23 protein-coding genes are annotated in these 25,500 nt (G+C 44.6%); 4 read left to right on the top strand and 19 right to left on the bottom strand.

What is annotated here, in order from left to right; translation table 11 throughout:
• Nucleotides 1–6 precede the first annotated feature (6 nt).
• The 9 genes from ACM0P2_RS11120 to cmoA form a co-directional block, all read right to left on the bottom strand.
• Nucleotides 7–1,380, bottom strand: a complete 1,374-nt coding sequence (locus ACM0P2_RS11120; RefSeq protein WP_159119176.1) for an MATE family efflux transporter — start codon at nucleotides 1,378–1,380, stop codon at nucleotides 7–9.
• 125 nt (nucleotides 1,381–1,505) lie between these two features.
• Nucleotides 1,506–2,726, bottom strand: coding sequence for a gephyrin-like molybdotransferase Glp (gene glp, locus ACM0P2_RS11115; RefSeq protein WP_159119174.1), 1,221 nt, complete (start codon nucleotides 2,724–2,726; stop codon nucleotides 1,506–1,508).
• A gap of 151 nt (nucleotides 2,727–2,877) precedes the next feature.
• Nucleotides 2,878–3,558: a phosphoglycolate phosphatase gene (locus tag ACM0P2_RS11110; RefSeq protein WP_159119172.1), complete on the bottom strand. Its 681-nt coding sequence runs from the start codon at nucleotides 3,556–3,558 to the stop codon at nucleotides 2,878–2,880.
• 80 nt (nucleotides 3,559–3,638) lie between these two features.
• Entirely contained in the window at nucleotides 3,639–5,393 is a 1,755-nt protein-coding gene (locus tag ACM0P2_RS11105) for a sugar phosphorylase (RefSeq protein ID WP_159119170.1), read from the bottom strand.
• Nucleotides 5,394–5,398: 5 nt separating this feature from the next.
• On the bottom strand, nucleotides 5,399–6,622 hold the full coding sequence (locus ACM0P2_RS11100) for a glycosyl transferase (protein ID WP_173358539.1): 1,224 nt from the start codon (nucleotides 6,620–6,622) through the stop codon (nucleotides 5,399–5,401).
• Nucleotides 6,623–6,634: 12 nt separating this feature from the next.
• Nucleotides 6,635–7,444 (bottom strand): HAD-IIB family hydrolase, encoded by an 810-nt coding sequence (locus ACM0P2_RS11095; protein WP_173358540.1) that lies wholly within the window; start codon nucleotides 7,442–7,444, stop codon nucleotides 6,635–6,637.
• Complete coding sequence (locus tag ACM0P2_RS11090; protein ID WP_159119166.1) at nucleotides 7,441–8,313, bottom strand: kinase; 873 nt, start codon at nucleotides 8,311–8,313, stop codon at nucleotides 7,441–7,443. The genes ACM0P2_RS11095 and ACM0P2_RS11090 overlap by 4 nt, the downstream gene beginning before the upstream one ends.
• Nucleotides 8,314–8,408: 95 nt before the next feature.
• Entirely contained in the window at nucleotides 8,409–9,407 is a 999-nt protein-coding gene (cmoB, locus tag ACM0P2_RS11085; RefSeq protein WP_159119163.1) for a tRNA 5-methoxyuridine(34)/uridine 5-oxyacetic acid(34) synthase CmoB, read from the bottom strand.
• Between the two features lie 51 nt (nucleotides 9,408–9,458).
• Nucleotides 9,459–10,190, bottom strand: coding sequence for a carboxy-S-adenosyl-L-methionine synthase CmoA (cmoA, locus tag ACM0P2_RS11080; protein ID WP_159119161.1), 732 nt, complete (start codon nucleotides 10,188–10,190; stop codon nucleotides 9,459–9,461).
• Nucleotides 10,191–10,363: 173 nt separating this feature from the next.
• Between cmoA and ACM0P2_RS11075 the strand changes: the two genes are divergently transcribed.
• Nucleotides 10,364–10,999 (top strand): response regulator transcription factor, encoded by a 636-nt coding sequence (locus ACM0P2_RS11075; RefSeq protein ID WP_159119159.1) that lies wholly within the window; start codon nucleotides 10,364–10,366, stop codon nucleotides 10,997–10,999.
• Between the two features lie 29 nt (nucleotides 11,000–11,028).
• Here ACM0P2_RS11075 and ACM0P2_RS11070 read toward each other — a convergent pair whose 3' ends face one another.
• The 5 genes from ACM0P2_RS11070 to purM all read right to left on the bottom strand — a co-directional run bounded on the left by ACM0P2_RS11070 (nucleotide 11,029) and on the right by purM (nucleotide 16,958).
• Nucleotides 11,029–11,742 carry a CAP domain-containing protein gene (locus ACM0P2_RS11070; RefSeq protein WP_159119157.1) on the bottom strand — a complete coding sequence of 238 codons (714 nt, stop codon included), beginning with the start codon at nucleotides 11,740–11,742 and terminating at the stop codon, nucleotides 11,029–11,031.
• Entirely contained in the window at nucleotides 11,726–14,188 is a 2,463-nt protein-coding gene (gene fadE / locus ACM0P2_RS11065; protein ID WP_159119155.1) for an acyl-CoA dehydrogenase FadE, read from the bottom strand. Before fadE ends, ACM0P2_RS11070 begins: the two co-directional genes overlap by 17 nt.
• A 376-nt stretch (nucleotides 14,189–14,564) precedes the next feature.
• Nucleotides 14,565–15,311 (bottom strand): DUF3108 domain-containing protein, encoded by a 747-nt coding sequence (locus ACM0P2_RS11060; RefSeq protein ID WP_236547125.1) that lies wholly within the window; start codon nucleotides 15,309–15,311, stop codon nucleotides 14,565–14,567.
• Nucleotides 15,271–15,921, bottom strand: a complete 651-nt coding sequence (gene purN, locus ACM0P2_RS11055) for a phosphoribosylglycinamide formyltransferase (protein WP_159119153.1) — start codon at nucleotides 15,919–15,921, stop codon at nucleotides 15,271–15,273. Before purN ends, ACM0P2_RS11060 begins: the two co-directional genes overlap by 41 nt.
• Nucleotides 15,918–16,958, bottom strand: a complete 1,041-nt coding sequence (purM, locus tag ACM0P2_RS11050) for a phosphoribosylformylglycinamidine cyclo-ligase (protein ID WP_159119150.1) — start codon at nucleotides 16,956–16,958, stop codon at nucleotides 15,918–15,920. The genes purN and purM overlap by 4 nt, the downstream gene beginning before the upstream one ends.
• A gap of 301 nt (nucleotides 16,959–17,259) precedes the next feature.
• Here purM and ACM0P2_RS11045 point away from each other — a divergent pair, with 301 nt between their 5' ends.
• Together ACM0P2_RS11045 and hda are read left to right on the top strand one after the other, a co-directional pair.
• Nucleotides 17,260–18,699, top strand: coding sequence for a DUF2066 domain-containing protein (locus ACM0P2_RS11045; protein ID WP_159119148.1), 1,440 nt, complete (start codon nucleotides 17,260–17,262; stop codon nucleotides 18,697–18,699).
• 6 nt (nucleotides 18,700–18,705) lie between these two features.
• Nucleotides 18,706–19,449, top strand: a complete 744-nt coding sequence (gene hda / locus ACM0P2_RS11040) for a DnaA regulatory inactivator Hda (protein WP_159119146.1) — start codon at nucleotides 18,706–18,708, stop codon at nucleotides 19,447–19,449.
• Nucleotides 19,450–19,523: 74 nt separating this feature from the next.
• Here hda and ACM0P2_RS11035 read toward each other — a convergent pair whose 3' ends face one another.
• The 4 genes from ACM0P2_RS11035 to arsC form a co-directional block, all read right to left on the bottom strand.
• On the bottom strand, nucleotides 19,524–21,491 hold the full coding sequence (locus ACM0P2_RS11035; protein ID WP_419226596.1) for a hypothetical protein: 1,968 nt from the start codon (nucleotides 21,489–21,491) through the stop codon (nucleotides 19,524–19,526).
• 108 nt (nucleotides 21,492–21,599) lie between these two features.
• The gene (locus ACM0P2_RS11030; protein WP_120959129.1) at nucleotides 21,600–22,022 is read right to left on the bottom strand and encodes a DUF2069 domain-containing protein; all 423 of its coding nucleotides are present in this window, start codon (nucleotides 22,020–22,022) and stop codon (nucleotides 21,600–21,602) included.
• Nucleotides 22,023–22,072: 50 nt separating this feature from the next.
• Nucleotides 22,073–22,675 (bottom strand): NAD(P)H:quinone oxidoreductase, encoded by a 603-nt coding sequence (gene wrbA / locus ACM0P2_RS11025; protein WP_159119144.1) that lies wholly within the window; start codon nucleotides 22,673–22,675, stop codon nucleotides 22,073–22,075.
• Nucleotides 22,675–23,028: an arsenate reductase (glutaredoxin) gene (arsC, locus tag ACM0P2_RS11020; RefSeq protein WP_173358545.1), complete on the bottom strand. Its 354-nt coding sequence runs from the start codon at nucleotides 23,026–23,028 to the stop codon at nucleotides 22,675–22,677. Before arsC ends, wrbA begins: the two co-directional genes overlap by 1 nt.
• Before the next feature lie 231 nt (nucleotides 23,029–23,259).
• On the opposite strand from arsC, the gene ACM0P2_RS11015 reads away from it, so the two are divergent.
• Nucleotides 23,260–23,769, top strand: coding sequence for a TlpA family protein disulfide reductase (locus ACM0P2_RS11015; RefSeq protein ID WP_159119141.1), 510 nt, complete (start codon nucleotides 23,260–23,262; stop codon nucleotides 23,767–23,769).
• Nucleotides 23,770–23,782: 13 nt separating this feature from the next.
• Here ACM0P2_RS11015 and ACM0P2_RS11010 read toward each other — a convergent pair whose 3' ends face one another.
• Complete coding sequence (locus ACM0P2_RS11010) at nucleotides 23,783–25,246, bottom strand: M48 family metalloprotease (RefSeq protein ID WP_105931409.1); 1,464 nt, start codon at nucleotides 25,244–25,246, stop codon at nucleotides 23,783–23,785.
• Nucleotides 25,247–25,500: the final 254 nt, after the last annotated feature.

Here is a 25,500-nt window from a genome sequence, read left to right as displayed (position 1 = left end):
TATCGGCTAAAGTGCCCTTAATCTTGCCGCATTACTAGGGCGCTGAATATAAAGCAGACGAGCGCCTAACATAACGGCCGCTGCGCTTAGGCCCACTATAAAACCAATCCAAAACCCTGCAGCAGCCATGGGCTCTGCCGTTATCCAGTTCGTTCTTCCCAAAATTACACCGGTTGGCAAGCCAATCAGCCAGTATGAGATAAACGTGATAATAAACATGGCCGTGGTATCTTTGTAGCCTCGCAGCGCGTTAGCTGAGATAACCTGAACCGCATCTGACAATTGGAATAGGGCTGCATAAATAAGCAGTGCATTGGCTAACGTGTAAACTGCTTCATCGCTAGTGTATAAGCCTATGATGAATCCTTTCGCTAAAAGAGTAAAACTAGCGGTACATGCGGCTGTGCAAAAGCCAATGAGAATAGCTGCACGAGCTGCGATCTGAGCCTGACGTTGATTGTTTTGGCCTATTCGATACCCTATGCGGATAGCCGCGGCCATGCCCATACTCATAGGAAACATGAACATTAGCGCTGAGAAGTTCAGCGCAACTTGGTGTGCAGCCACCGTTGTTGCCCCAAAAGGTGCAAGTAATAATGCCACCACTGAAAATAGCGTCACTTCAAATAAAATGGTCATTGCGATAGGCAATCCCATTTTAAATGTGCGGCTTATGGTCACCATGTTGGGTTTGTACATTTGCCCAAACAAGTTATATTTCTGAAGCGCAGGAGCGAAGCGTACATAAATAATGGTAGCGATAAGCATAGTGTAAATAACAATGGCTGTCGCTATGCCGCAACCTGCTCCCCCCATGGCGGGGATCGGTCCTACGCCATAAATGAAAAGATAATTACCCACTACGTTTGCCATAAGTCCGATGACGGTAATGATCATGGTTGGCTTTGTTTTACCTAATCCCTCGCAATAGTTCCTGAGCCATTGATAAAGAGCAAAACCAGGCATGGCAAACAGTACATAAAGCACATAGTCTACGGTAATGCTAAATAGCGCTGGCGCCATTGGGAATAGTGCAACAATGCTCTCGGTAAACGGTATTAACCCTGCGATCACTAATCCTACGAAGAACACCAAGTAGCCAGCCTGTTGACTGGCATCGGCAATGCCGCTTAAATTTTTATTACCTTGTAGACGAGATATGATGGGAGGTAGGGCTAAAGCGATACCCTGAATAAAGCATAGCAGTGGTACGGTAATGCTAAAACCGAGCGCTACGGCTGCCATATCCGTTGCACTGTAGCGCCCAGCCATAATGGTATCGCTAACACCCATCAGCATTTGCGTTATTTGCGCCACCAGCAATGGCCACGCGAGTTTTAAAATGTCTCGACCTTCTAGAAGAAAGCGTTTTTTAATCACGACAATGTGTCTCTTAAGTATTTGCCAGACTACAGGGGGTAATCTGTAAGGCGTATTAACGTTTTTGGCTATCAGCCAAAAGCGAGGAAATGTGAGTTATTCTATGTTGTTAAATCTTGCCCAGGCTAAAAGTGAAGAGGCATAACTTCAACTTTGTCGCCTACCTGCAATTCACTGACATCCTCGGGCACAACCATTAAGCAATTTGCTGACGTAATAGAGGTCATCACCCCCGAACTTTGGGATTTGAAGGGGGTCACTTCCCAATCGCCGCACTCATTTTTAACCATGGTTGCGCGCTGAAAATCTCGGCGTCCGGCACGACGATTAAGTGTGGTTGTGATAGTAGCGCTCACAGAAAATGGCGTGTAGGCATCTAATTGCCCCTGCATTTTCTTGATAATTGGTACCACAAGCAATTTGGCTGTTACAAATGAAGACACTGGATTACCAGGAAGGCCACAAAATAACGTGTTATTGATGTTGCCTAAAGCGAATGGTTTGCCTGGCTTTACCGCTATCTTCCAAAACTCTATGGCGCCTAATTCTGCAATAATATCCTTCACATAGTCTGCGTCGCCTACGGATACGCCTCCGCTACTTACCATTACATCCACTCGTGAGCTTGCATCGGTAAATAGTTTACGTAAAGAGGTCTCGTCGTCTTCCACAATACCAAAATCAATGAGTTCTAGGTTTTCGTTTTGTAAGATGCTACTAACGCCTACGCGGTTTGATTCATAAATTTGAGTATCTGCACGTGCTGAGCCTGGCGCAGCTAATTCCGACCCTGTAGCTACAACGCCAACGCGAAGTTTTCGTATAACGTCTACCGTATTTTTACCCTGTGAAGATAGCAACATTAGGTGCTCAGCATGTAAGCGCGTTCCCTTTTTTACAAGCGCGTCGCCGCGTGCTATATCATTCGCCTTTTTACGAATATTTTCTTGTGCGATAGGGCGTTTGTTTATCACCACTGCGCCCTCGAATTCCGAGGTGTTCTCTATCATTACAACCGCGTTAGCATTTTCAGGAACGGGCGCTCCCGTCATAATTTTGAATGCTCTACCGGGTTGAAGGGGAGTATCTGCGCGCATGCCTGCTGTAATAACACCCTGTACTTCCAGCTTTGATGTAGCCGTCTGTTCCAGTTCTTCAGTGTTAACGGCATAGCCGTCCATCGCAGAATTATCCCATGGTGGTACGTCTACATTTGCTACAACATCTTGCGCCAAAATGCGATTATGTGCGTCAAAAATACTCACTTGTTCAACGTCGGTTATTGCTTTGGCAGCGTCCAATGCTTTTGTGAGGGCTTCTTCTAGCGAAAGCCATTTAGATGACATACCAAAAACTCCATGAAATTGTTTAACAGGCGGATATTACAGAAAAAAACACGTTATACCAAAAGTTAACGTGTGAAATTAAGTATAGTCAGCTGGCTAATGGCGACGTTTGCTCGGTAAATTTTTGAAAAGTTGTTAAACGTTCAGTGCGTTAATGACTAAGGCTTAACATATCCAACATGTTGCCGATGTCATCCATCACCCAGTCAGGATGGAAAATTGAAATGTCTTGCCCGTAATTGTAGCCGTAAGTAAGGCCAATACTTCTCATATTGGCCGCTTTAGCTGCAAGAATATCGTTTTTAGAATCTCCTACCATCACGCATTGAGAGTGAGACACGTTAAGCACTTCACATACGTGTAAAAGGGGGAGCGGAGACGGTTTCTTTTCTTCAAGTGAGTCGCCACCAATACATAGGTCGAATAAGTGATTAATGCTGAAATTTTTAAGAATAGCGGGAACAAATGCTTTCGGCTTGTTTGTTACCAGAGCGAGATTAAATCCATTTTGTTTTAGCGTGTGCAAGGTATCGCTTACATTAGGATAGAGGGTTGAAGCGTCACAAACATATTTTTCATAGTGGCGAAGGAAGACCTCAAGCGCGTTGTTTAGGTAAGTCTCTGGAATAGAATTATCAACCTCATGGCTGCCAGATAGCCCTCTATGCACAAGCATTTTTGCGCCATTGCCCACCCAACCTCTAATTTCAGGTAAGGAGAATTGAGCTTTGCCTAATTCGGCAAGCGTGAGGTTTAAAGATGTCGCCAAATCCGGTGCCGAATCTACCAATGTGCCGTCAAGGTCAAATAAAAATGTATTAATATCGCGCATGGCAAATGTGCATTTTGAAATGAGATGTTAATCATAACACCGCAGTATCCTTACCGCGGTATAAAAGTTAGTCAGTTGATTTATTCAAAATCTTGGTTACTGATCCAAAGAACTTGGTATGGTTTCATTTGTAAGAAACCGCTGGATAGCGCTATTTCATCGCGAGTGATGAGATCTATCCAATTATCAGTGCCTATCAAGTTGATATCGGATAACAGAATAGTTTGCTCTTCATCACTGATATTGCTAATGCAGAATATGCTTTGTTTCCGGTCTAAACTCTGGCGCCAGTAGCCGAAGATTTGGTTTCCTAACTGTAGCGTAAACTGCGTTGCATTGGGGTGAAATGCTGGCTGTGCTTTACGGATGCGGATCAATTGAGAAATACGGGTCAAGACTTTGTGATGCTGAGAGAACGGAGAATCTAGCAATGCCTCTAGCTCATTAAAGTGCCAGCGCTTCCTATTGATAGAGCGATTTTGCCCGGTATTAGCCACTTTTTCATAGTCATTAGAGGTACCCAATAAGCTATGAATATAGATACCAGGAATGCCCTCCATGCCCAACATGATGGCATGAGCGCAAATAAAGCGGTCAACCTGATATTTGTCAGGGCCTTTTATCGTGCCTTGAAGCGCATCAAACAAGGTGATGTTGATTTCGTATGGTTTCTGTTGGCCGTGCTCAGAGGCGCGCCACGATACCTTTCCACCAAAATGCTGCATAGCGTGAACTAAATCAGATATTTCCTCATCGCTTAGCAAACCCTCAGCGGGTCGAAGACCAATTCCATCATGCGAAGCTATAAAGTTGAAATATGCGGTACCGTTTTGAGCGGGCGGCATACTCATCATCCAGTTTTTAAGATAGGTGCAGTCTCCGCTAACCAGCGTATTAACCAGCAGTGGGGGAAGGGAAAAATTATAGATAGCATGGGCTTCGTTTGCATTACCGAAATAGGTGAGGTTTTCCCTGTTAGGAATATTAGTTTCAGTAATGATTATGATTGACGGGTCAACATGCTCTATCAACGTTCTTATCAAACGGATGACTTCGTGGGTTTGAAACAAGTTAATGCAGCTGGTGCCGACAATTTTCCATAAAAATGCCACCGCATCTAAACGAAATATTTTGGCGCCCTTATCAATGTAAAGTTTGATAATGTCGATGAACGCTAAAAGTACTTTTGGGTTTCTAAAATCAAAATCTACCTGATCGTGACTAAAGGTACACCAAACATGCTTGGTTCCCTCTGCTGTCTCTGTTTCGCGAAGTAGAGGAGACACTCGTGGACGTGTCACCATAGACAAGTCATCAGCTGGGTCCGCTGTGAAGAAAAAATCAGACCCAGGCCCTTGGCCTTTTATAAAATTATCGAACCAAGCGCTTCGTGCTGAACAGTGATTTATCACTAAGTCTGTCATGAGGCCATAGTCTTTAGCGATGGCTTCAATATCATCCCAAGTACCTAATGCTTCATTTACTGTTGAATAATCGATAACCGAGAATCCATCGTCCGAGCTATAGGGAAAGAATGGGAGGATATGCACGTTATTTACGGTGTTCTTGCAATAGCGATGCAAAAATTTGTTCAGCGTGACAAGAGGGCGTTCGTTTTCGTCAACAATGCTATCACCATAGGTGATCATGACAATGTCGTCTTCATCCCAGTAGTTGTAGTGCGATTTAGGGGAAGCTATGTCGGTTTGTTGTTGAATACCTATCGTATTTAATAACTGAGTGGCTAGCGTCTCATACGAGACGTCTAGCGCTACATCGGCATAAATGCTTTCTAAATGGTGCTTTACTTTGTCATGGAGGTGCTCCCATGCCATATTACTTACTCCATAAATTCTGCAGTATCAGCTTCAACCGCTTCTAACAATCTTTCTAAAATATCAGGTACCGCACTGGTCACGCGATTCCAACTTGGAATAAAAGGCGTTTCCATAGGATTTTCTAAGAAGTTTTGACCCGCTTTCATAATATTGCTGGCAAACATCTCGACCGCTTTTTCTTCACTGTGGATGTCTAAGTTCAAGCCGTTCATAACCGCATCATTGTGATAGGTTTCAATAAAGTCTAGCGCAATACGGAAATAGGTCGCTTTGATAGAGCGGAACATTTCATTGCTGAACGTGTAGCCTTGGGTCGCCAACTTACGGAATATCGCTTTCGTAATGTCTATAGACATTTTAGATAAGCCGCCTTGGTCGTTATTAAGCGAAAGATCTTGATGCTTGTGATCATAAATATCGCAAATATCGGCCTGACAAAGACGATTATGTGAATAGTTGCGGTGCATCTCTGAAAGTACACCAATTTCCAAACCCCAGTCGCTTGGAATGCGAATATCGTTTAATACATCGCGTCTAAACGAGAACTCACCGGCCAGTGGATAACGAAAACTGTCCATAAACTCTAAATATTCATTGTCACCCATGATGCGCTTAAGGGCGCGCAATAGTGGCGTAACAAGAAGGCGAGATACACGACCGTTAATTTTGCCATTAGCTACGCGGGCGTAATAACCCTTACAAAACTCGTAGTTAAACATTGGATTTGCGACAGGGTAGATAAGCTTTGCCAACAAGTCCTTGTTGTAGGTAACAATATCGCAATCGTGCAGTGCTACCGATTCTGCGCGGTTTGACGCGAGTACATAGCCCATGCAGTACCACACATTACGACCTTTACCTAACTCTTTTGGCGCTAAGCCCTGTGACTGAAGCTCCTCGTCTAGCGCTTTAAGTCGAGGCCCATCATTCCAAAGTACTCTGTGGTGCTGAGGCAGTTTGCCAAAAAACTTAAGTGCATGTTTGTACTGGTCTTGATTTGCACGGTCAAGGCCAATAACAATCTCTGACAAATAGGGAACGTTTGTTAACTCATTGACAATATGGGGAAGTGCGTCACCTTCTAGTTCAGAAAAAAGTGAAGGAAGAATAAGTGCCATTGGGCGCTTTTGAGAAAACTGTAGCAGTTCGGCTTCAAGCTCTTCGGTGGGACGACGAGCCAAGTTATGTAACGTAGTAACCACACCATTTTGATAAAAATCAGCCATGTGTCCTCCTGATCAAAGGGATAATAATTGAGTAAGCATTTCGTTCCAGCCTTCAGGGCCGGTTAGGGTGCTGGTATAGACCTCTTCTTTTTTTACTGCAGGTGGAGGATTTACCGGTGATAAAATGCGGATTGGAACGTGCGCTGCTTCAAGCATTGCCACGTCGTTTTTACCGTCGCCAAGGGCGATTGTTTTAACTTTAGTAATATGTTGTTTTTGGTATTCACTGGCCAGCCACTTAAGTGCTTGGCCTTTATCACAATTACCTGAAATATGGATAAAACGGCCGCCTTCCAGAGGAAATGCTCCTCGGTCTTTGACAACTTTTAGAAAGCGTTCTTTCTCTTCGTCCGTGCCAAGCCATAAAACAGGTTCGCCAAATTGACGCTTTGCAGCGAGCGATGCTGATAGTTCGTCTAACCCTGTGCAATCTTGTATTTCTTGGACCGACATTTTAGAAAACTGTTTGTACTTGCCGTCAAACTCACTACCCATTTTTTCTAGCAGTTTAATCCAGTAATTTTTATTGGAAATAAATGCTTTGCACCAGTAGCCATCAATCCAAATAGTGCCCGTGGGCTTTTGCTTAAAGAAACCATGCGGAATAAAAACAGCGGCGCCATTTTCAATAATGAATGGCCCATCAAGACCAATCTTCTCCCGCAATGGTTGTAGCTCTGCAAATGTCTTACTGGTAGTGGGTATAACGGGGATCTCTTTTTCTTCTAATGCCGTCAAAGCCGGTTTCGCCGCCTCAAAAGAGTAGGTATGGTGGTCTAACAGCGTGCCGTCCATATCGGTGAAAACAAGCGTTTTCGTCATTGTTTTACGTCCTGTTCAGTTATTGTTCTTTTTTCATCAAGGTAGAACACCGTATCGCACTTTTCAGGCAAGTACTGCAACGCGTTCTCCGTGATGCGCTGATAGTGTTGCACAAAGTTTGCCACTTCTTCGTCAGACATTACTCCGTCTCTTTCTTTCAAGGCTTTGGCTGCAAGTTTATGTTCCTGTTCTAGCCTCCATTGATACACGCAATCAAAGCTAGGTGCCTTTAGCATAATACGATAGTCGATTTTCTCGAATAACGTTTGGTAATCACCAGCAAGTTCTGTGTTTACAAAGGAACGCCAGATTGCTAAAGGGTCTTCAACTTCTTCTAAGTGGTTGATTGGCTTTTTAATTTCGGAATTCGACTGTGGAATGGCACCCACGCACCAGCCCTCAAGTATGATGAAGTCAGGTTTAACTTCTATGACAGGCCATTGTGCTTGAGGGAAGGGGTTATCCGTTGCTTTATTAAATCGAGGAAGCAGCGTTCGCGCACCTTTATCTAAACTACGAAATGTATTTAGCGCCAAAGTAACGTCATGTGTCCCCGGAACGCCTCGGGTCTTCAGAAGCGGGTGAACTTTTATCGCGAGCGCGTTTCGTTGGCTTTGGTCAAAATAGAAATCGTCGATAGACAGCGAAACTACCCGTTTTCCATGAACAGACGAGAGGTAGGTTTCAATAAAGCTGGTTAGCGTAGATTTCCCAGAACCTTGGCTACCATTAATGCCAACAATAAGGGGGCTGCTTGCCCCTTTTTGGTGCTCAATTAGCCGTTCGCATAATGGTTTGAACCATTGTTGTGCAATTTCTGCATAACTACTTGGCAATTGATGCGTAGTTAAAAAGCCATGTATATCCATATTGTTACCTCAATCAATGCAGAATTCACACTTTCAATAGTAAGTGAGGTAACAACAATTGTGCCAATAGCGTTATTGAATATGGATGTTAGTTTCTACTTCTTGTTTGCAACAATAACGGCTCGTTGTGGTGCAGGGTAACCCTCTATGGTGCGAGTAATATCTTCCGGATCGAGAAAATCTTTCAAAGATTGGGTATCCATCCAGGGTGTTGACCGCTGTTCGTCAAGCGTAGTGTGATTAACATCTACGACACGGATATTTTCAAATCCCAACCGGCTTAGCCATACAGAAAGAGCGTCCGTACTTGGCAAGAACCATACGTTCCTCATTTGAGCGTAGCGTTCCCCGGCCATCAGCACCGTATTCTCATCACCGTCTACTACTAGCGTTTCAAGAACGAGCTCTCCGCCTTTTCTCAACTGATCTTTTAATTGTTGTAAAAAAGCCATTGGATCTTTTCGATGGTACAACACGCCCATAGAAAAAACCGTGTCGAAGGCTTTAAGTGGTTGCATGTCCTCAATGCCCATGGGAAGGAAATGTATATTTTCACTCGATGCATCGGTGTTACGAACAAAGTGCTTAATTGCGTGAAATTGAATTAGAAACAGTTGTGTGGGATCGACACCAATAACTCTGCTTGCGCCTTCACCGAGCATACGCCACATGTGATAACCACTACCACAGCCAACATCTAATACATTTCTGTTTTTAAGCGATGCAATGTGTGGTGATACACGATCCCATTTCCAGTCAGAACGCCATTCTGTATCGATATGTATATCATGGAGGTGAAAGGGACCTTTCCTCCACGGCATAAATTGCTTCAAAAGACCTTCTATCTGTTTCTTCGTGTATTCATCAACATCGGCATGACTACCAATGGAAACGGACGATGTAAGGTCAATGTAGCTAGGCAATGTCTTTGGAAGTTTGTTTAGTAACCGACACCACTTGTCAAACTCTCCGTGTTTAGCCGTTCGCTGCCATGCGTCCATTAACGAAGGTAGCGTCTGTAGCCAGTGTGAAAGTGGGCTGTCTATTAACGACTTATAACACTCGTTAAACCAAATCTGTTCAAGTTTAGTCATGGTTATCTCTGTATATTTATTGAAGCTTTGCTTGAGGGTTATTGGCAGCACTTAAGCTTTTATGGCAACCATTGATGTGAAGTTATAGCACTTGTACCACATGACAACATCTGAAAAGCCGACCTTTGTCAGGCGCATTTCATGTTCATTGAACGTATCAGTGAGCATGACTTTTTCCAGTGCCGCTCGCTTTTGGCTTACCTCTAATTCACTGTATCCATTATCTCGCTTGAACTGATGGTGCAAGTCTACAAGCAACTCATTACCGGCGAGGGAAGGGTGGCGAATTTTCTCAGACAGCACAAGCATACCGCCAGGGTTCAAGCCATCGAAAATGCTTTGAAGAAGAGCTTCTCGATCGGTGGGTGGAATAAACTGGAGGGTGAAGTTCATAATAACCAATGAGGCGTTTTGAATATCAACATTTTGTGCAAAATCATGTTGAATTTGTATAGGATTGGGAAGTGTAAACGTCTGCACAACACGCTTGCAGCGCTCAACCATCGCCTCTGACGCATCGACACCGATTATTTTGCATGACGCAGCGTTTACCGCTCTTGACACCGATAAGCTCGCAGCACCAAGGCTACATCCGAGATCATAAACCATCGAGTTAGGCGTTACCGCGACTTTAGCCAGTTCTCCGATAGTATGGACGATGGTTTCATATCCAGGCACAGAGCGTTGAATCATGTCGGGAAAAACATCAACGACAGACTCGTCAAATTTAAAGTCGTCTACTTTACTAAGTGCCTTCGCGTATATATTGTCGTGCTTCTTCACTGATTGTCTTCACTTGCCTAATTTGAGGCGCAATTTTACCGTTTGACGCGCAAATGCCAATGAAAAACACTAAATTAGTCATAAATTACGTCTTTTTGTAGATTAGGGCTTTTCGTTACTATTCTAAAGTATTAATCTATGAGCATAATGAAAATAAGGAAGTAGTAACGCCAATGACGAGAATTCTAGTAGCAGATGATCATCCATTGTTTCGCGAGGCACTGAGCGGCGCATTGGAGCCTTACTTTGAGAATGCGCAAATAATTCAAGCCGGAAGCTTAGATGATGCAGTGTCAAAGCTTAAGGAGTTCGATGGCATAGAATTAGTGCTTCTCGACTTAAATATGCCTGGCGGCGAATATTTCAACGGTCTCATTACGCTCCGTGAGCAATATCCGTCCATTCCAGTTGGGGTTATCTCAGGAAGCGACACCGTTGAGGTAGTTGCACAAGTAATGAGTTTGGGTGCTCAAGGTTTTATTCCGAAAGTGTCTGAAACCCGCGAAATTGCTCAAGCCATCGTTGATATGATCGGCGGTAAAAGATGGCTTCCACAAGGCATGGAAGAACAGTTGGAAAAGGTTGATGACGAGCTTAAATTGCTGCTTCAGCGCTTCCGCGAACTAACACCTAAGCAAATTCAGGTGCTTTCTTATTTGCGAGCAGGGCTTATGAATAAGCAAATTGCTCATGAAATGAATGTTACAGAAGCAACGATAAAAGCGCACATCAGTGCAATATTACGCAAGTTAGAAATCAACACGCGTACACAGGCAGTGCTGCTCATGGACAAACTTCAGCTAAGCTAAACCAAACGTCGCGTAATAAAAAAACCGGGTTATTGACCCGGTTTTTTTGTTTGAAGAATAATTTCCCCACCCTCAGTTACAATACCTAAACCTTTGTCAGGCACGTTTTCAAACTTCTTCTCACGCTTTATCAAGACCGTAGATGGCTCTGAACCATAGGGGGTATCACGATTATCTACTTCATCGGCTAATTTAGTTAAGTAAATTGCCCAATATTCCACGTGGGGCGTTGAGTAATCTTTATAAAACCCGATCCCAATTTGGTCTTGCTCTTCATAAAAGGGCAACTCCCCCAACAAATGCTGTCGGTGAGACGTCGAGGTTTTCAACGCGTACCAGACTTCATCCGCCGTAATATAACCACCCGCTAGTGCCTCTACCTGATTGCTCATTGCATCACCATAGTATTCAGGCAGCGTTAGACCCGCATTGCGGATACGAGTGTTTGGGCTTCCTCCAAGAAAGTGAGATACCAAGCCTCTTTCTGCCATATCTTTAGCTTTTTCTTCCGCTAGTGCTACAAGGGTAGGGTTGCAGAGCAATACTTTACGTTGTTGTCGTGGGTCGTTAGCTATTAACAAAGAGAGTGCTTTCGCCTGTTCTTTATCGCCACAGGTCGTTTCGTTAGAAAAAGTAGAAGTGGATATTAAACTGGCGAAAATTGCCAAGGACATTTCTTTACGACGAAAAAGGCCGCTAATGCGGCCTTTGGTCTTAAGCGTTAAACTAAGCAGCTTTTCCACCTCGCTTCTTAGCAGCAGTTGAAGAGTTTATTTTCGCGACTAACTCTTCATGGTCAAAATCATCAACGTTGATGGTGCGAAGTCTGCCAGCTTCTGTTTTACGCAGCAGAGCCGCTTCATCTTCGTTAATAACTTCTTCTGCAAGTGCTTCGTCAGCTAGCACGTCTAAACGAGTAAATGGAAGTTTAGCTTTCTTGTGCTTGCAGATGCGCTCAAAGATAGGTTCACTCGCCAATACATCGTCAAGCGTCTGTTCTAGGTCGCCGAATAAGCTTCCATCTTCACGGCTTAGGTACTGACCATAGCCTAAACGACTACGCGCTGTTGACGGTGTTTGAAGCATTTGAGCAATGGCGTGCTCTGTTTTATCAGAAGGCTTGCCAATACGACGACCAAACGGGATAACCATCACACGCATTGCCGCAGCAATAGCACGATTTGGGAAGTTCGCTAAGAAATCGTCAATTGCCGTCTCAATGTCATGCAATGTGGTTTGCATTGCCCAATGAAGAAGTGGCAAATCTTCTTTCAAACGACCATCTTCGTCGAAACGCTTAAGCGTTGTGCTGCCCATGTAAAGACCACTTAGGATGTCACCTAAACGTGCTGACAATCGCTCACGACGCTTTAAATCGCCCCCAAGTACGCCCATCGAAACATCAGTTAACAGTGCTAAGTTAGCGCTGTAGCCTTGAAGCAGCTTGTAATAACGAGCTGTTTCATCGGTAAAAGGTGCACTGCTAAATGCGCCATTAGTTAATGAGAACCAGATACTGCGAACTGTGTTAGCTACAGCAAAGCCAATATGGCCAAATACGGCTTTGTCAAACGCTTGCAGCGCCTCTTTTTTATCTTCAATAGACGCAGCCTGAATTTCTTTAAGCACGAAAGGGTGGCAGCGCATTGCGCCTTGACCGAATATCATCATATTACGGGTTAGAATGTTTGCACCCTCAACCGTAATAGAAATAGGGACTCCCTGATAACCGCGGCCAAGGTAGTTATTTGGCCCAAGCATTACGCCTTTTCCACCGTGGACATCCATCGAGTCGTTGATGACTTGACGCATTTTCTCGGTTAAGTGGTACTTACAGATTGCTGAGATAACAGAAGGTTTCTCGCCAAGATCAACACCCACAGTTGAAAAGCGCGTTACACCATCCATCAGGTAAGCATTACCACCAATACGGGCAAGCATTTCTTCAACACCTTCCATATGGCCTACAGGCATACGGAATTGACGGCGAATGCGCGCATAGGCACCAGTAGCAAGCGATACTGATTTCGCGCCACCCGCTGCCGAAGATGGAAGTGTAATGCAACGACCAACAGACAAACATTCCATAAGCATGCGCCAACCGCGCCCTGCCATTTTAGGGCCACCAATAATGAAGTCGATAGGTACGAAGATTTCTTCGCCCTTGATTGGACCATTTTGGAAAGGGGTATTAAGAGGGAAGTGACGACGGCCAATTTCTAGACCTTTTGTGTCTCTTGGAATAAGTGCACAAGTAATGCCTGGCTCTTTATCGTCACCTAATAGACCATCAGGGTCTTGAAGTTTGAACGCAAGGCCAATGACCGTAGCTACAGGTGCAAGGGTAATGTAACGCTTACTGAATGTTAAGCGCATGCCCAACACTTCTTCACCATCCCATTCACCTTTACACACAACACCAACATCAGGTATTGCGCCAGCATCCGAGCCTGCTTCAGGCCCAGTCAATGCGAAACAAGGAATTTCTTCACCAGCTGCAAGACGCGGAAGATAATGGTCTTGCTGTTCTTTTGTTCCGTAGTGCTGAAGAAGTTCGCCAGGCCCTAAAGAGTTTGGAACACCAACAGTACTAGAAAGTACCGCGCTTACGCCTGCAAGTTTTTGTAATACACGTGATTGTGCGTACGCTGAAAACTCAAGACCGCCGTACTCTTTTTTGATGATCATGGCGAAAAACTTGTGTTCTTTCAAGAACTGCCAAATTTCAGGAGGAAGATCCTGGTCTTTATGGTTAATTTGCCACTCGTCAACCATGGAGCAAACTTCGTCACATGGACCGTCTAGAAAAGCTTGTTCTTCGGCAGACAGTCGACCTTTGGGGATACGATGTAATTTGTCCCAGTCTGGTTTACCGCTGAAGATATCGCCGTCCCACCATACGGTACCAGCGTCGATAGCCTCTTGCTCTGTGCTAGACATTTCTGGCATAACTTTGCGGTAGAAGGCAAGCAGCTTCTTAGAGATGTGCTGCTGTCTGATATTTACAAGTGTGAATGGCAGCGTTAAAGCAAGAAACACTACCCAACCAAGCAGGCCTATGTCACCGAAAAGGGTGCCTAAAATCATAACACCTGCGCCCATGGCAACTGCCGTTACCAAACTGGTGCGCTGATAGCTAGCAACCGCTAGTGTCAGAACAACCAGTAAAAACCATATAAAATCTGCCATACTTCACTCCTGAAAGGCGTTGAACGTTACGCTAGTCATTTTAATCACTCTACCAATCGCCGTTTTTTCTTAGCAAATATCGAGGTCAGACCAGCATGCTGTAAACCTATTATTTAAAAGTGCAAAGATCAAGATTTTTACATGAATATTCTATTAACAACGTGATAAATAGTAGGCTTTAACCGAGGACCTTAACTAAGTATAGTTATAAATTCTTTTAACTATATGAATTATTGTTGTAGGACCACATCACTATTTTGGTGAAATGGCTTGAGCGAAAAAAAAGCGCCGACTGGGAAGTAGCGGCGCATTTTTGTATTGAATGTAAAAAGGCGACGAAGGTTCGAGGGCAGCAAGCGCCACTCATCAAGTCAGGTTACTGCATTTCGAACGATCTGAGTTTAATATCGCCTTGTTCGTCACCTTCTTTAAACTGTTGCAGTCTAACAAGCGTGTAGTTCAGTGATGGTGCAAACCATGCAAACGTTTCTCTCGTTTTCGATTCTCGAATAAGTTTAACCTTCACTGTTTCTATTTTGCCATACGGTAAAGACAGCACTTCTTCGTCCACAACCTGAACGCCGTAGTGTCTTAGCTCGCCACGATAGTTCACAAAATTATAGTCTAGCGATGTTTCACCTTGCGCTAAGCGTTTAGCGAGGTCGATTCGGTAAATCTGGTTATCGAACTCGCCGTTCCACTCAAACGTGTCGCCGTTTTCGACTGAAATTTTACCTTCGCCCTGATGGCTAAACGTTACTTTCAATTCTTTATCCGGACCAGTGCCTGAGCGATTATAGTAGTACTCTGAGGGAACAACCGTGTTGTCATCTATAGTGAAAATAGAATGTTCACTGCGCTTGTCCGACAAAAAGAATTTAGACACTTTAGACGTATAAATAAGCGAATATTGCTGATTGCCTAATTCAGAAAGCTCTATATTTGCTTCACCGACATCGTCTCCCCACTTATAAGCGGTATAAGTCGCTTTGTAGGGCTGTAGTGGTAATTGTGCAGTACTGTCTGTCTGGGAGGCGGCTACATTCAGCGATATAGCCAAAAGAAAACTCAGCCCGAGAGGTTTAGTCGTTTGCATAACCAGATTCTGGAAGTTCTTGCTCATCTAAAACTGCCTTATTGTTTCGCATCGAAAGTCGACCGGCACTAAACCAAGATAGCACAAGCGGATAGATGCGGCGTTCTTGTTCCTGAACACGCTCAGCCAAATCGCTGGCGGTGTCTTCTTCAAACACCGGTACGCGACTTTGAATGATAACTGGACCACCATCAAGTTCTGGCGTAACAAAGTGCACGCTTACACCGTGTTCTTCGTCGCCATTGTCAATAGCTCGCTGATGCGTATTCAATCCTTTGTACTTCGGCAACAAAGATGGATGAATGTTCACTAATTTTCCAGTGAAGCTGTCTACAAACTCTGGCGTTAATATACGCATGAAGCCTGCAAGCACTACGCAGTCGGCACCAAAAGCATTAATTTGGGCTTTGAGTGCTTCGTCGTAAGACTCTCTGGAGTCGAAAGTAGTGTGATCTAAGCATATCGCTTCGATCCCAGCTTCTTTAGCACGCTCTAACCCGTAAGCATTCGGTCTGTTGCTGATAACACCACTTATTTGGGCGTTGAGACGCCCAGCTGTTATCTCGTCAATAATTGCTTGTAAATTACTTCCGTTTCCAGAAATAAGCACACATAGTTTGGTTACAGAATTACTCACGCGTTGATCTCTACTTGCTCATCGCCGTCTTTAGCTGCGATATCGCCAATAACCCACGCATTTTCACCGTGCTGCTTCAGAATATCCAATGCTTGGTCTGTATCTGTCTCGTCAACAACGATAACTAGGCCCACGCCACAGTTAAAGGTGCGATACATTTCATGACGCGTAACGTTTCCGTTTTCCTGTAACCAAGAGAAAATTTCAGGCCATGTCCACGTGCTTTCATCAATAACCACTTTCGCATCTTCAGGTAGCACGCGAGGGATATTTTCCCAAAAACCACCGCCAGTAATGTGTGAAATAGCACTTACCTTTACTTTTTCAAGTAACGCTAATACTGACTTAACATAAATGCGTGTTGGCGCTAATAAGTGATCAATAATTGGCTTGCCGCTTAAATCTGCGTTAACGTCTGCGCCGCTTACTTCAATAATTTTTCTTACTAATGAATAGCCGTTTGAGTGCGGACCCGATGAACCAAGAGCAATCAGTTTTTGACCAGGTTTGACATTGGTTCCGTCAATCACGTTGTCGGCTTCAACGACACCGACGCAAAAACCGGCAATGTCATAGTCGCCGTCGTGATACATGCCCGGCATTTCTGCGGTTTCACCACCAATTAGCGCGCAACCTGCTTGCTCACAGCCTGCTCCAATACCTGTTACCACAGACGCTGCAACATCCACATCGAGCTTACCAGTGGCGTAGTAGTCAAGGAAAAACAGAGGCTCTGCACCTTGTACGATCAGGTCGTTTACACACATAGCCACTAAGTCTATACCTACGCCGTCGTGACGGTTTGCATCCATTGCAACTCTTAGTTTTGTACCCACGCCATCTGTACCCGAAACAAGTAGCGGCTTCTTATATTTAGTAGGCAGTTCGCACAAAGCACCAAAGCCGCCCAAATTACCTTTTACTTCTGGTCTATGGGTTTTTTTGGTAACAGATTTAATGCGTTCAACAAGTTGATTACCTGCATCGATATCTACGCCTGCATCTTTGTAACTTAAAGAGGTTTTATTTTCGCTCACGGTTGGGCCCTGAAACTAAGAGGTAGAAAACCGCGGATTCTACCAGCAAGTCGGCACAAGTCCAATTTGTGACGGCTATTTTATGTGCTTTTTGATCTTTTTTATTTTATGGATGAAATTAAATGCAATATAAAAGACAATAGAACGCTACTTTTGGTGAACATCTTGCTTTATAAAATGTTTCGCCTCAAAGGTAGGGGCATGCAGTGCGGCAGTTAAATCGTTTTATCGCGCAGCGGTATAGTCGATTAATGGCGGGTTAGCTAGGTAAGGATTTGATTTGAGAGAGTATGGAGTGTCAATGTTAACGGCAGTAAAACGCAATATCAGTGGGACCAACAAAAAGAGACAACGCTCTAAATGTATTTTAGGTCTTTCATTGATTGCACTGCTGAGCTATACAAGCCCTGCACTGGCTTCTCAGCGTATTGTGGTAAACGAAGCGCAGATTCAGGTGGAAGACCAATCTCAGCGAACTCAACAAGCTGCCCAGAAAAAGGCATTACAGCAAGTACTCGTGAAAATGTCTGGAAGTACAGGTGTATTAGAAAATGCCGGCGTTCGTGCTGTGCTAACGTCACCTCAGTCTTTGCTTCGCTCTTACCGTTTTTCTTTCGAGAACGGCAAAACTTACTACGTCGCCGAATTTGACCAACCTAAGCTTAACGAATTACTTCAAAGAGAAATGCTTCCACTATGGGGGGACAGGCGTCCAGAGACTATTGTGTGGCTGGCCAAAGAAGACGATAACGACGCCAGAGTCATTTTAGATGAGTCACTAGACACTGAACTACAGCGTGCCCTTAAACAAACGGCAAAAGAGCGAGGCGTTCCCCTTAGTTTACCGCTAATGGATCTCACCGACAGTGTGAATATTTCTTCTTATGACGTATGGGGGCGTTTCGCCGGTCCATTGCGCAAGGCGTCCGCTCGTTACAGCGTAGATAACATCATAGGGGCTCGCGTATATCGCAATGACGCCAGTGCAATTCCAGACCTGCCTGAAAATGTTGTGCCATCGGGAACTGTTGAATCACTAGATGATGTGCTTCTTGATGAAACACAAAGCGATGAGCAGGGGACTGAATCTTCTGAGCCTTCAGCAGGTACTTCGGAGCCTTCAGCAGGCGGGCAAGACGGATTTAGTAGCGAAATAAACCCCATGCAAGATCAGCATGCCACTCAGTACAACACGTTACAAGAAAACACTCCAAGCAAGCAGTCGGATAGCGTGACGCCTTCACTGATTGATACCAGCAGCAACACAACCCTTCCATTTACCATGGATGAATTTGCTGATTATGCGAAACGTGCTAGCGAAGGTGAATACGCACTTGATTGGGTGTTCATAGGCGGAGGCAAGGTCAGTTACGGCAGTATTTATGGGGATTCTCCCGAAGCATTAGGTAGTCAACTCATTGATGCTTACTCAAATTACCTCTCTTCTCTTTATGCCATCGTTGGCATTGAGGCGTCAGAGCGTGAAGTGGTAAATGTATCAATCGCTAACATTGGATCAATAAGCAGCTATGCCTCCGCAACTGATTATCTCAACAGTTTAAGCGTTATCGAAAACGCATCGTTAATTGAGCAATCAGGCACTGTGGCCACTTATTCATTGACACTAATTGGCACCTATGACGATTTACTCAACAGTATAAAACTTGAGAGTAAACTTCGTCCTGTTACTGATGCGTACGGACAAACCGTTGAAGGGCACAGTTTCTATTGGAGTAACTAATTTAGCATGCAACTGCCTTTGCCTGTAACGCTACCCGTTGACGAGAACTTCGATAGTTTCGTTAATACGGGCAATGAAGAAGTGGTTTCGATACTTGAGCAGATCGCTGCTGGGCTTCCATATTGGCGGGAGTCTTACGAGTTAGGGCCATTATCGTCACTGCAGTTACCCTTGCTCACTCTATTAGGAAGCAGTGCTACTGGTAAAAGTCATTTGCTGTTCGCCACGTGTCATCAATTGGCCGATAAAGCAGTAAGTCACCTCTATCTCAATTTAAATGATTACCAGTCATGGTCACACGACATTTTTGAGGGGCTTGAAAACCTCTCACTTATTGCGCTCGATAATATTCACGCAATTTCCGGTGATATGGTGTGGGAAGAAGCACTATTTGACTTGCTAAACAGGGTTGTCGAAACCAAGCGTGCATTGGTTATATGTACTAGCCACCTAGGCCCGTCCAACCCTGCGTTTATACTTCCCGATCTGCGGTCCCGTCTTGCTTGGGGTGTGATATATCATGTAAATCGACTTGATGATGCAGGGCGAGAAGAAGCGGTTCGCCTTCGTGCGGAAGAACGCGGCTTGAAACTTTCTAAACAAGCGCGACAGTTTCTTTTACATCACAGTGAACGCGATTTAAAAAGCTTGATGTCGTTACTGGCACGATTAGATACCCGTTCATTGCAAGAACAAAAGCGGCTTTCAGTTGCTATGGTTAAGCGAGAATTGGATCTCGGTGAACAGTGACTCTTTAAAGGCTATATTACCGACACTTTCATCAACCAACTGAAACGCAACAAACTCGTTCAATAAACAATACCTTACCGATGCCCATTTCTGTCGTTAAATCGTGATGTAGTTTTGAATTCTTCACTAACCGTCATGGTATTATCTTCGTCTACGTCAACTATTGGTTCGGCAGCATCAATAAATACGCTAACACCAGCTACTTGTTCATCTGGGTTCACACTAGATGCAGAGTCACGCCAAGTAATGTTGGTAGGGAGCATGAAAGGAGCAGGCAATGAAGCCTGAATGGTAGGAACGTCCAAATCAGGCAACAACCTACTTGCTACGTAGTCGAGGCGCATGGTGACATTATCATCACTTATGCGATTGCGCTGCGCCCAGGTCGGTACAAAAGTGCCATCATCCAGCGTATCCCGTGTAAATACGCCAACGTCTGCTTCGGCGCTCAAGCGGTAAAGCATCATAAAGCGTTCAAAGAGCATAGCAAGGTCTTCGCGTTCGGTGAAATAAGCATAGAAATCTACCGCACCATCGTCCTCAAACCAATTGGCAACTTGTTGTGCAGTGTAATTACGCTGCGCATTAGATGCTGTAGCGCCGCCGAACCTTACGTCCGCCAGTGCGTGTAGTTGAGAAGAAGTAAGAGGCAGAGCAGACGTCAACCCTGTTGAAATTGGGGAGCGGTCGTCATAAGACGAAAGCGGGCTTGCGCTATCATTTAATTGTTGCCACTCGGTATAGTCAAAAAAGTCGTTGGCGTGCGCGAGTTCATGATACAAAAGGTAGCTCAGCGCCGCCTCAACATCAGCTCCGTTTCTAGGCTGCCGTTGGGCTACATTTGATGTGCTGATAATTGGAAAATAATATTCGCCATTTTTCACGTAGCGCCACGTTGTAGTAAAGTCGAGTTCGTTGCCGAAACCACTCCTATAGTCTGGGCGCGTATTCAACGTATCCCGTTCTTGTGGGGTTCGCCAAAAATTATTCCCGTCCAGATAAATAGCGCCCGTAGCCACCCAATAAAACGAGGGGCGAATATCGTATGAGATAACCACGGCCGTTGTTGCTCGAAAAAGCTTCAGCATATCTTCTTGGGTGGCTGAAGTTTCCAAAAAGTCTTTGAAAGCATCACCCATCCAAGGGTGAGAAACATACGTTCTATCTAAAATATCGTCTATGGTTGGGCTTTCAGTCACCTGTCCGATCAGTGGTAAGCTTGAAAACGAGCAGCTATTTGCCACCTGATTATTGTAAACACACGCTTTTAGCGCGTCGGCGTAGGGGCTGTTCGTGCGATAGGGCATCATGTGGGCGCTAACGGTTTCGGGAAGACCTGTTTCGTCGTCTACAAAAAATCCGTTATTGTTGATATCAATATTTTTTACAAGTACTTGCGCTGTGTCCGTAAGCGCCTCGCCATTAGACAACATAACGGTACTTTCTATTTCTATTACGCTATCGCTATTGACGTTAGGCGCTTGAAAATAAATTGAGTGAGAGTAATCGCCATCATCAAAGGTAAATTGACTCACTGATGGTCCGGACTTCTGACGCCATTCAATGGCAGTGATCGCTAAGTTACCTGCGTTTACTGTATCTACACGCAAGGAAACGCGACCGCCCTCAGAGGCTTCATGCCCGAGGCGTAAAGCTGCCAGTGGTGCGTTATTTTCGGCGACCTGTAGCGTGATACTGTCAGTCAACCGAGAGCCATTTACAAGCTCAGCGTTAACCGTAATGTCGTAACTACCGGCAGAAAGTGCGTCGAAACCAATAGTTTGTGTATGCGCGTTGAGCGGTTGTTGTGAGAGGCCTGTCACTTGCCATTCTATGCTGCTTATCTCTGCACCCGCTGGCGCTGACACAGCAAAATCGACGGAATCACCAGCTTTCGCATTTTCAGCGCCTAAAATGTTTATCGACAAGGGCGCTGTGGGCGTTGAAGGTGGGGCATTATTGTCAGAGCCTGAGCCGCCACAGGCGGTAAGTAACGTTAATGGTACTACACACCACACTAACACTGGTACTTTGCACTTCATTTTAACCCCTCGTAAAATTCAACACTGTAGGCCCCGCACTTGCACATTACTGGGTATTATTTCTGAGTGTTATTTCTGAGCATTATTTCTGAGTGTTATTTCTGAGTATTACTGCGAGCCCTGCTCAAAGCGCGCTTTCTCTTCTTCCATTTCGTCTTTTAGCTTTTTTATACCTAAGCCAAGTTCTCTGCCACGTTTTCTTGCAAATGCGGCACAGCCAACGAACATACCCGTGCACAACAGTATTTCTACCACAGCATACCAACGTTCATCAGGAACGGCATAGGCTACAGTACATCCGTGAATAAGATAAAAAAGAACGACGAAGTTAGCCCACGCATGTGTATATGGCTTACCCTTCAATACGCCCCAATAAGGTAACAATAAAGGCAAAATATAAAATAGGGCAATAAATAGGGGCGAGTACGTATGCATTTTAGTAAACGTAAATTGCCATAATGTTATCCAAACAATAAGCCCAGTGTGACTGATGAGTGCTAGATAGCGAAAAAAACGCGTATCTGATGCCATGTTAATTCTCCGATGAAATTGTGTTTCAAATTGTCTTTAAAATTTCGCTATTAGGTTTTCTGCTCGAGTTTTTTCGCCAGCATGGCCAGACGCTTGCCCTGCGCAAGGCATAATGCCTTTTCATCTGCGCTGAGCCTTTCAGGTGTTTTTTGCCCTGAATGTGCCACATGCGTTGCGCCATAGGGCGAACCGCCCGTTGTTGTGCTGTGCAATTCCGGCTCGCTGTACGGCAAGCCGCAAATCACCATGCCATGATGCATAAGCGGGATCATCATTGAAAGAAGCGTAGATTCCTGGCCGCCATGCATGGATGAAGAAGAAGTAAATACACATGCAGGCTTATTTATAAGCGAACCTTTTAACCATTGACTGCTGGTCGAATCTAAAAAGTGTTTCACTGGCGCAGCCATATTGCCAAAACGTGTAGGACTACCTAACGCCAGGCCACTACACTGTTCAAGTTCTTGAAGCGTGACTTCTGGAACCAAATCTGACGCATTCGCCTCGGTGTCCTCATCCTGTACGTCGTGAATACGCTTCACTGTGCGCACAATAACCGGCATATCCTCAGAAGAAACACCTTGTGCGATGGCATCGGCCAGTCGCTTGGTGCTGCCATGGCGGCTGTAATAAAGAACGAGTATAGGATGCACTATAGTATTTCCAAGACTGATTCGGGTGGACGGCCAATTCGCGCACTATCACCGTTAACAACGATTGGACGTTCTATTAACTTTGGTGTCGATGACATTGCCTCGAATAACGCATCGTCATTTACTGTGCTGTCACCTAAATTGGCGTCTTTATATTCGTTTTCTTTTGTACGCATCATCTCTCTGACCGATTCAACGTTAAGTTTTTTAAATATATCTTTTAGTTCTTGAACTGAGAGAGGGCGCTTTAAATACTCAACGATAACGGGCGAGATGCCTTGCTCTTGCAAAAGAGAAAGGGTTTGTCTGCTCTTTGAGCAGCGCGGGTTATGGATAATCGTAATGGCCGTCATAGATGCTCCTATTTGAGTGATCCTTTGAATTGGCGCGAACTATTGCGTTTTTGCCGAAGAATATCAAGCAGTTTACCGTTAAGTGGCATAGAGCGTGCAACTATCTACAAACGGAAATAGGGGGAGGTGAGTTATCAACGCGCGTTGGTTGGTTTAAATTAGAATAGAGATAAAAAACGGAATCTGGCACTATATTTACAGGTAGCGCTATTAAACGAATAAGAACCTAATATGAGTGTATCAGACACCCAATCCACTGTTGCGAAAGCCAAACTCTTCGTCTTTACGTTATTAATAGCGAGTGCAGCTCTCGCCGGTTTATTTACCTATCAATACCTTCAGCACGATTTTGAAACTTTAGATGGAAAAACATACCGCTGGAAAGGGTTAGAAGGGCAGTGGATAGTCGTAAATTATTTCGCCCCATGGTGCGCACCATGCCTTCGTGAAATGCCCGAATTAGCGATTTTCAATTCATCGTTGCCAGAAAAAACGCAACTTTTTGCGATTAATTACGACCCCAAATCTGCAAGCGAACTGGCTGAAATGACAAAGGAGTTTAATATTACCATTCCTGTCATCGTCAGTTCACAAAACACGAAACTGCCGATGAAAAAGCCACCTTACTTGCCAGCCACATTTATCATTGGGCCAGACGGGAAGGTAATTGATACCATTATGGGAGAGTTAACCGCTGATAACTTAAAACAGCGCCTCGAAATACTCAAAGGCGCTAATTAACAAGGGAAAGGCGCTAAAGCCTTTCTAGCCTTTCTTCCTGGTCTCTAAACTGCTTTATTCGTGCCCTTATTCGTTGCTTTTCTAAATGGTCTTCGCCAGCAAAGTTATAGGCATACTGTAACTCATCTACTGCACGGTTATAGGCGCCGTAGAGGGCATAGACTTCAGCTTTGCTCTGATGCATTTGAGAAAAGCGCTTAGACTTCTGATACGCTTCACTCATTAGTTGATGCGCAATTTGATAATCTTTCTTCACAAGTAAAAAGTCTTTAAGCAAGGAAATTGCATCGTCGTACTTTTGTGCACTGATATATGCATTCGCTTGATTAAGTGCCAATACTTGATTTCGAGGGTTATGTGTAACGTGTGGGCTCAGCAATTCGACAGCTTTAAGCGGTTCACCGAGCGAAATATAAATGTCGGTCAAAGCGTCAAGATAGAAAAGGTTATTGCTATCACCTGCAATAAGCTCGTCCATTATATTTTTGGCTTTCTCGGTTTGTTCTTCGCGCATGTAGGCCAGTGCCAGCCCATAAAGTGATGCTTCTTTACTGCGCTGAACGTTTTGTTGCACTGCGGCTTCAAAATATTCAACCGCGTAATCGGCTTTGAATGAATAACGGGCTTTGATACGTGCTTTGGCCAACTCAAATTGCTTATTGATAGGGAGATATCTGCGCGGGTAGTCTCCAGCTCTACTTCTTGCATCAGCAATACGCGTTTCCGTTAATGGGTGCGTAAGAAGGCGCGCAGGTGGTCGTGAGACCATCCGGTACTCTTCGGCCATGGTAGAAAAGAATGACGCGGCAGCAGTAGGGTCAAAGCCTGCTCTAGCTAGCATGGAGATACCAATCCGGTCGGCTTCTTGCTCATTGGTTCGGGTATAATCAATTTGTAGCTGAGCAGATGCTGCAGAGCCGGCCTGCATTGCTGCAATACCTGCTTCTGGATTAGCCATGGCAATAAGCACACCACCAATAAGTGACGCCAACGCCAGCGGTGATGAACGCTGCTGCGCCTGCATCCGCCGGGCAATGTGTCTTTGAGTAACGTGCGAAATTTCGTGCGCTAGCACGGAGGCTAATTCACTTTCATTTTCTGCTCGCCGCATCAACCCGGTATGAACGCCAATGTGTCCGCCAAAAAATGCGAAGGCATTAATCGCATCATTGTTCACCCAAAAAAATTCAAAGGGAAATTTAGCATTGTCGGCATGAACAACTAAACGGTTTCCTAAATCCTGCAAGTATTCGTCCAACACAGGGTCTGATATAACAGGACTTTGTCCGCGCATTTGACGCATAACGGCGTCGCCCACAATCATCTCTTTATCGAGTGATATGGCATCTGAGGCAACAACGCCAATTTCAGGAAGCGCGTTTTTATTGCTGTATTTGGCATCTTGTGCAACAGCCGTTAAGCTCGAAGTGAGCATGAAGGAAAGGGCAAACAAAGATGCTGAAAACTTTTTTCTCATGAACCTACAATCATTGTACACGGTTAATACTGCATAACGCTTAGAGCGCTAAGTTGCTAAACAGTTTCAAATTTTATTTTTTTCTAACATACATTCATCTTGGATAGACATAATGCCGAAGTTGTCTCGCTTATACTATGTTATTTGAAGCAAACTCTGTTTCTTTTAACAATATTTACTTAAAAACAGCTTAATACCCAACATTACATACGATGAAATCATCATACCAGTTTGATTTTCAAAGATTCTTAAGT

The sequence above is a fragment of the Alteromonas sp. OM2203 genome (genome assembly GCF_048517045.1).
Classification (GTDB): Bacteria; Pseudomonadota; Gammaproteobacteria; order Enterobacterales; family Alteromonadaceae; genus Alteromonas; species Alteromonas gracilis.
The sequence above is the reverse complement of the archived record's forward strand: the minus strand, read 5'-3'. Positions and strand labels throughout refer to the sequence as shown.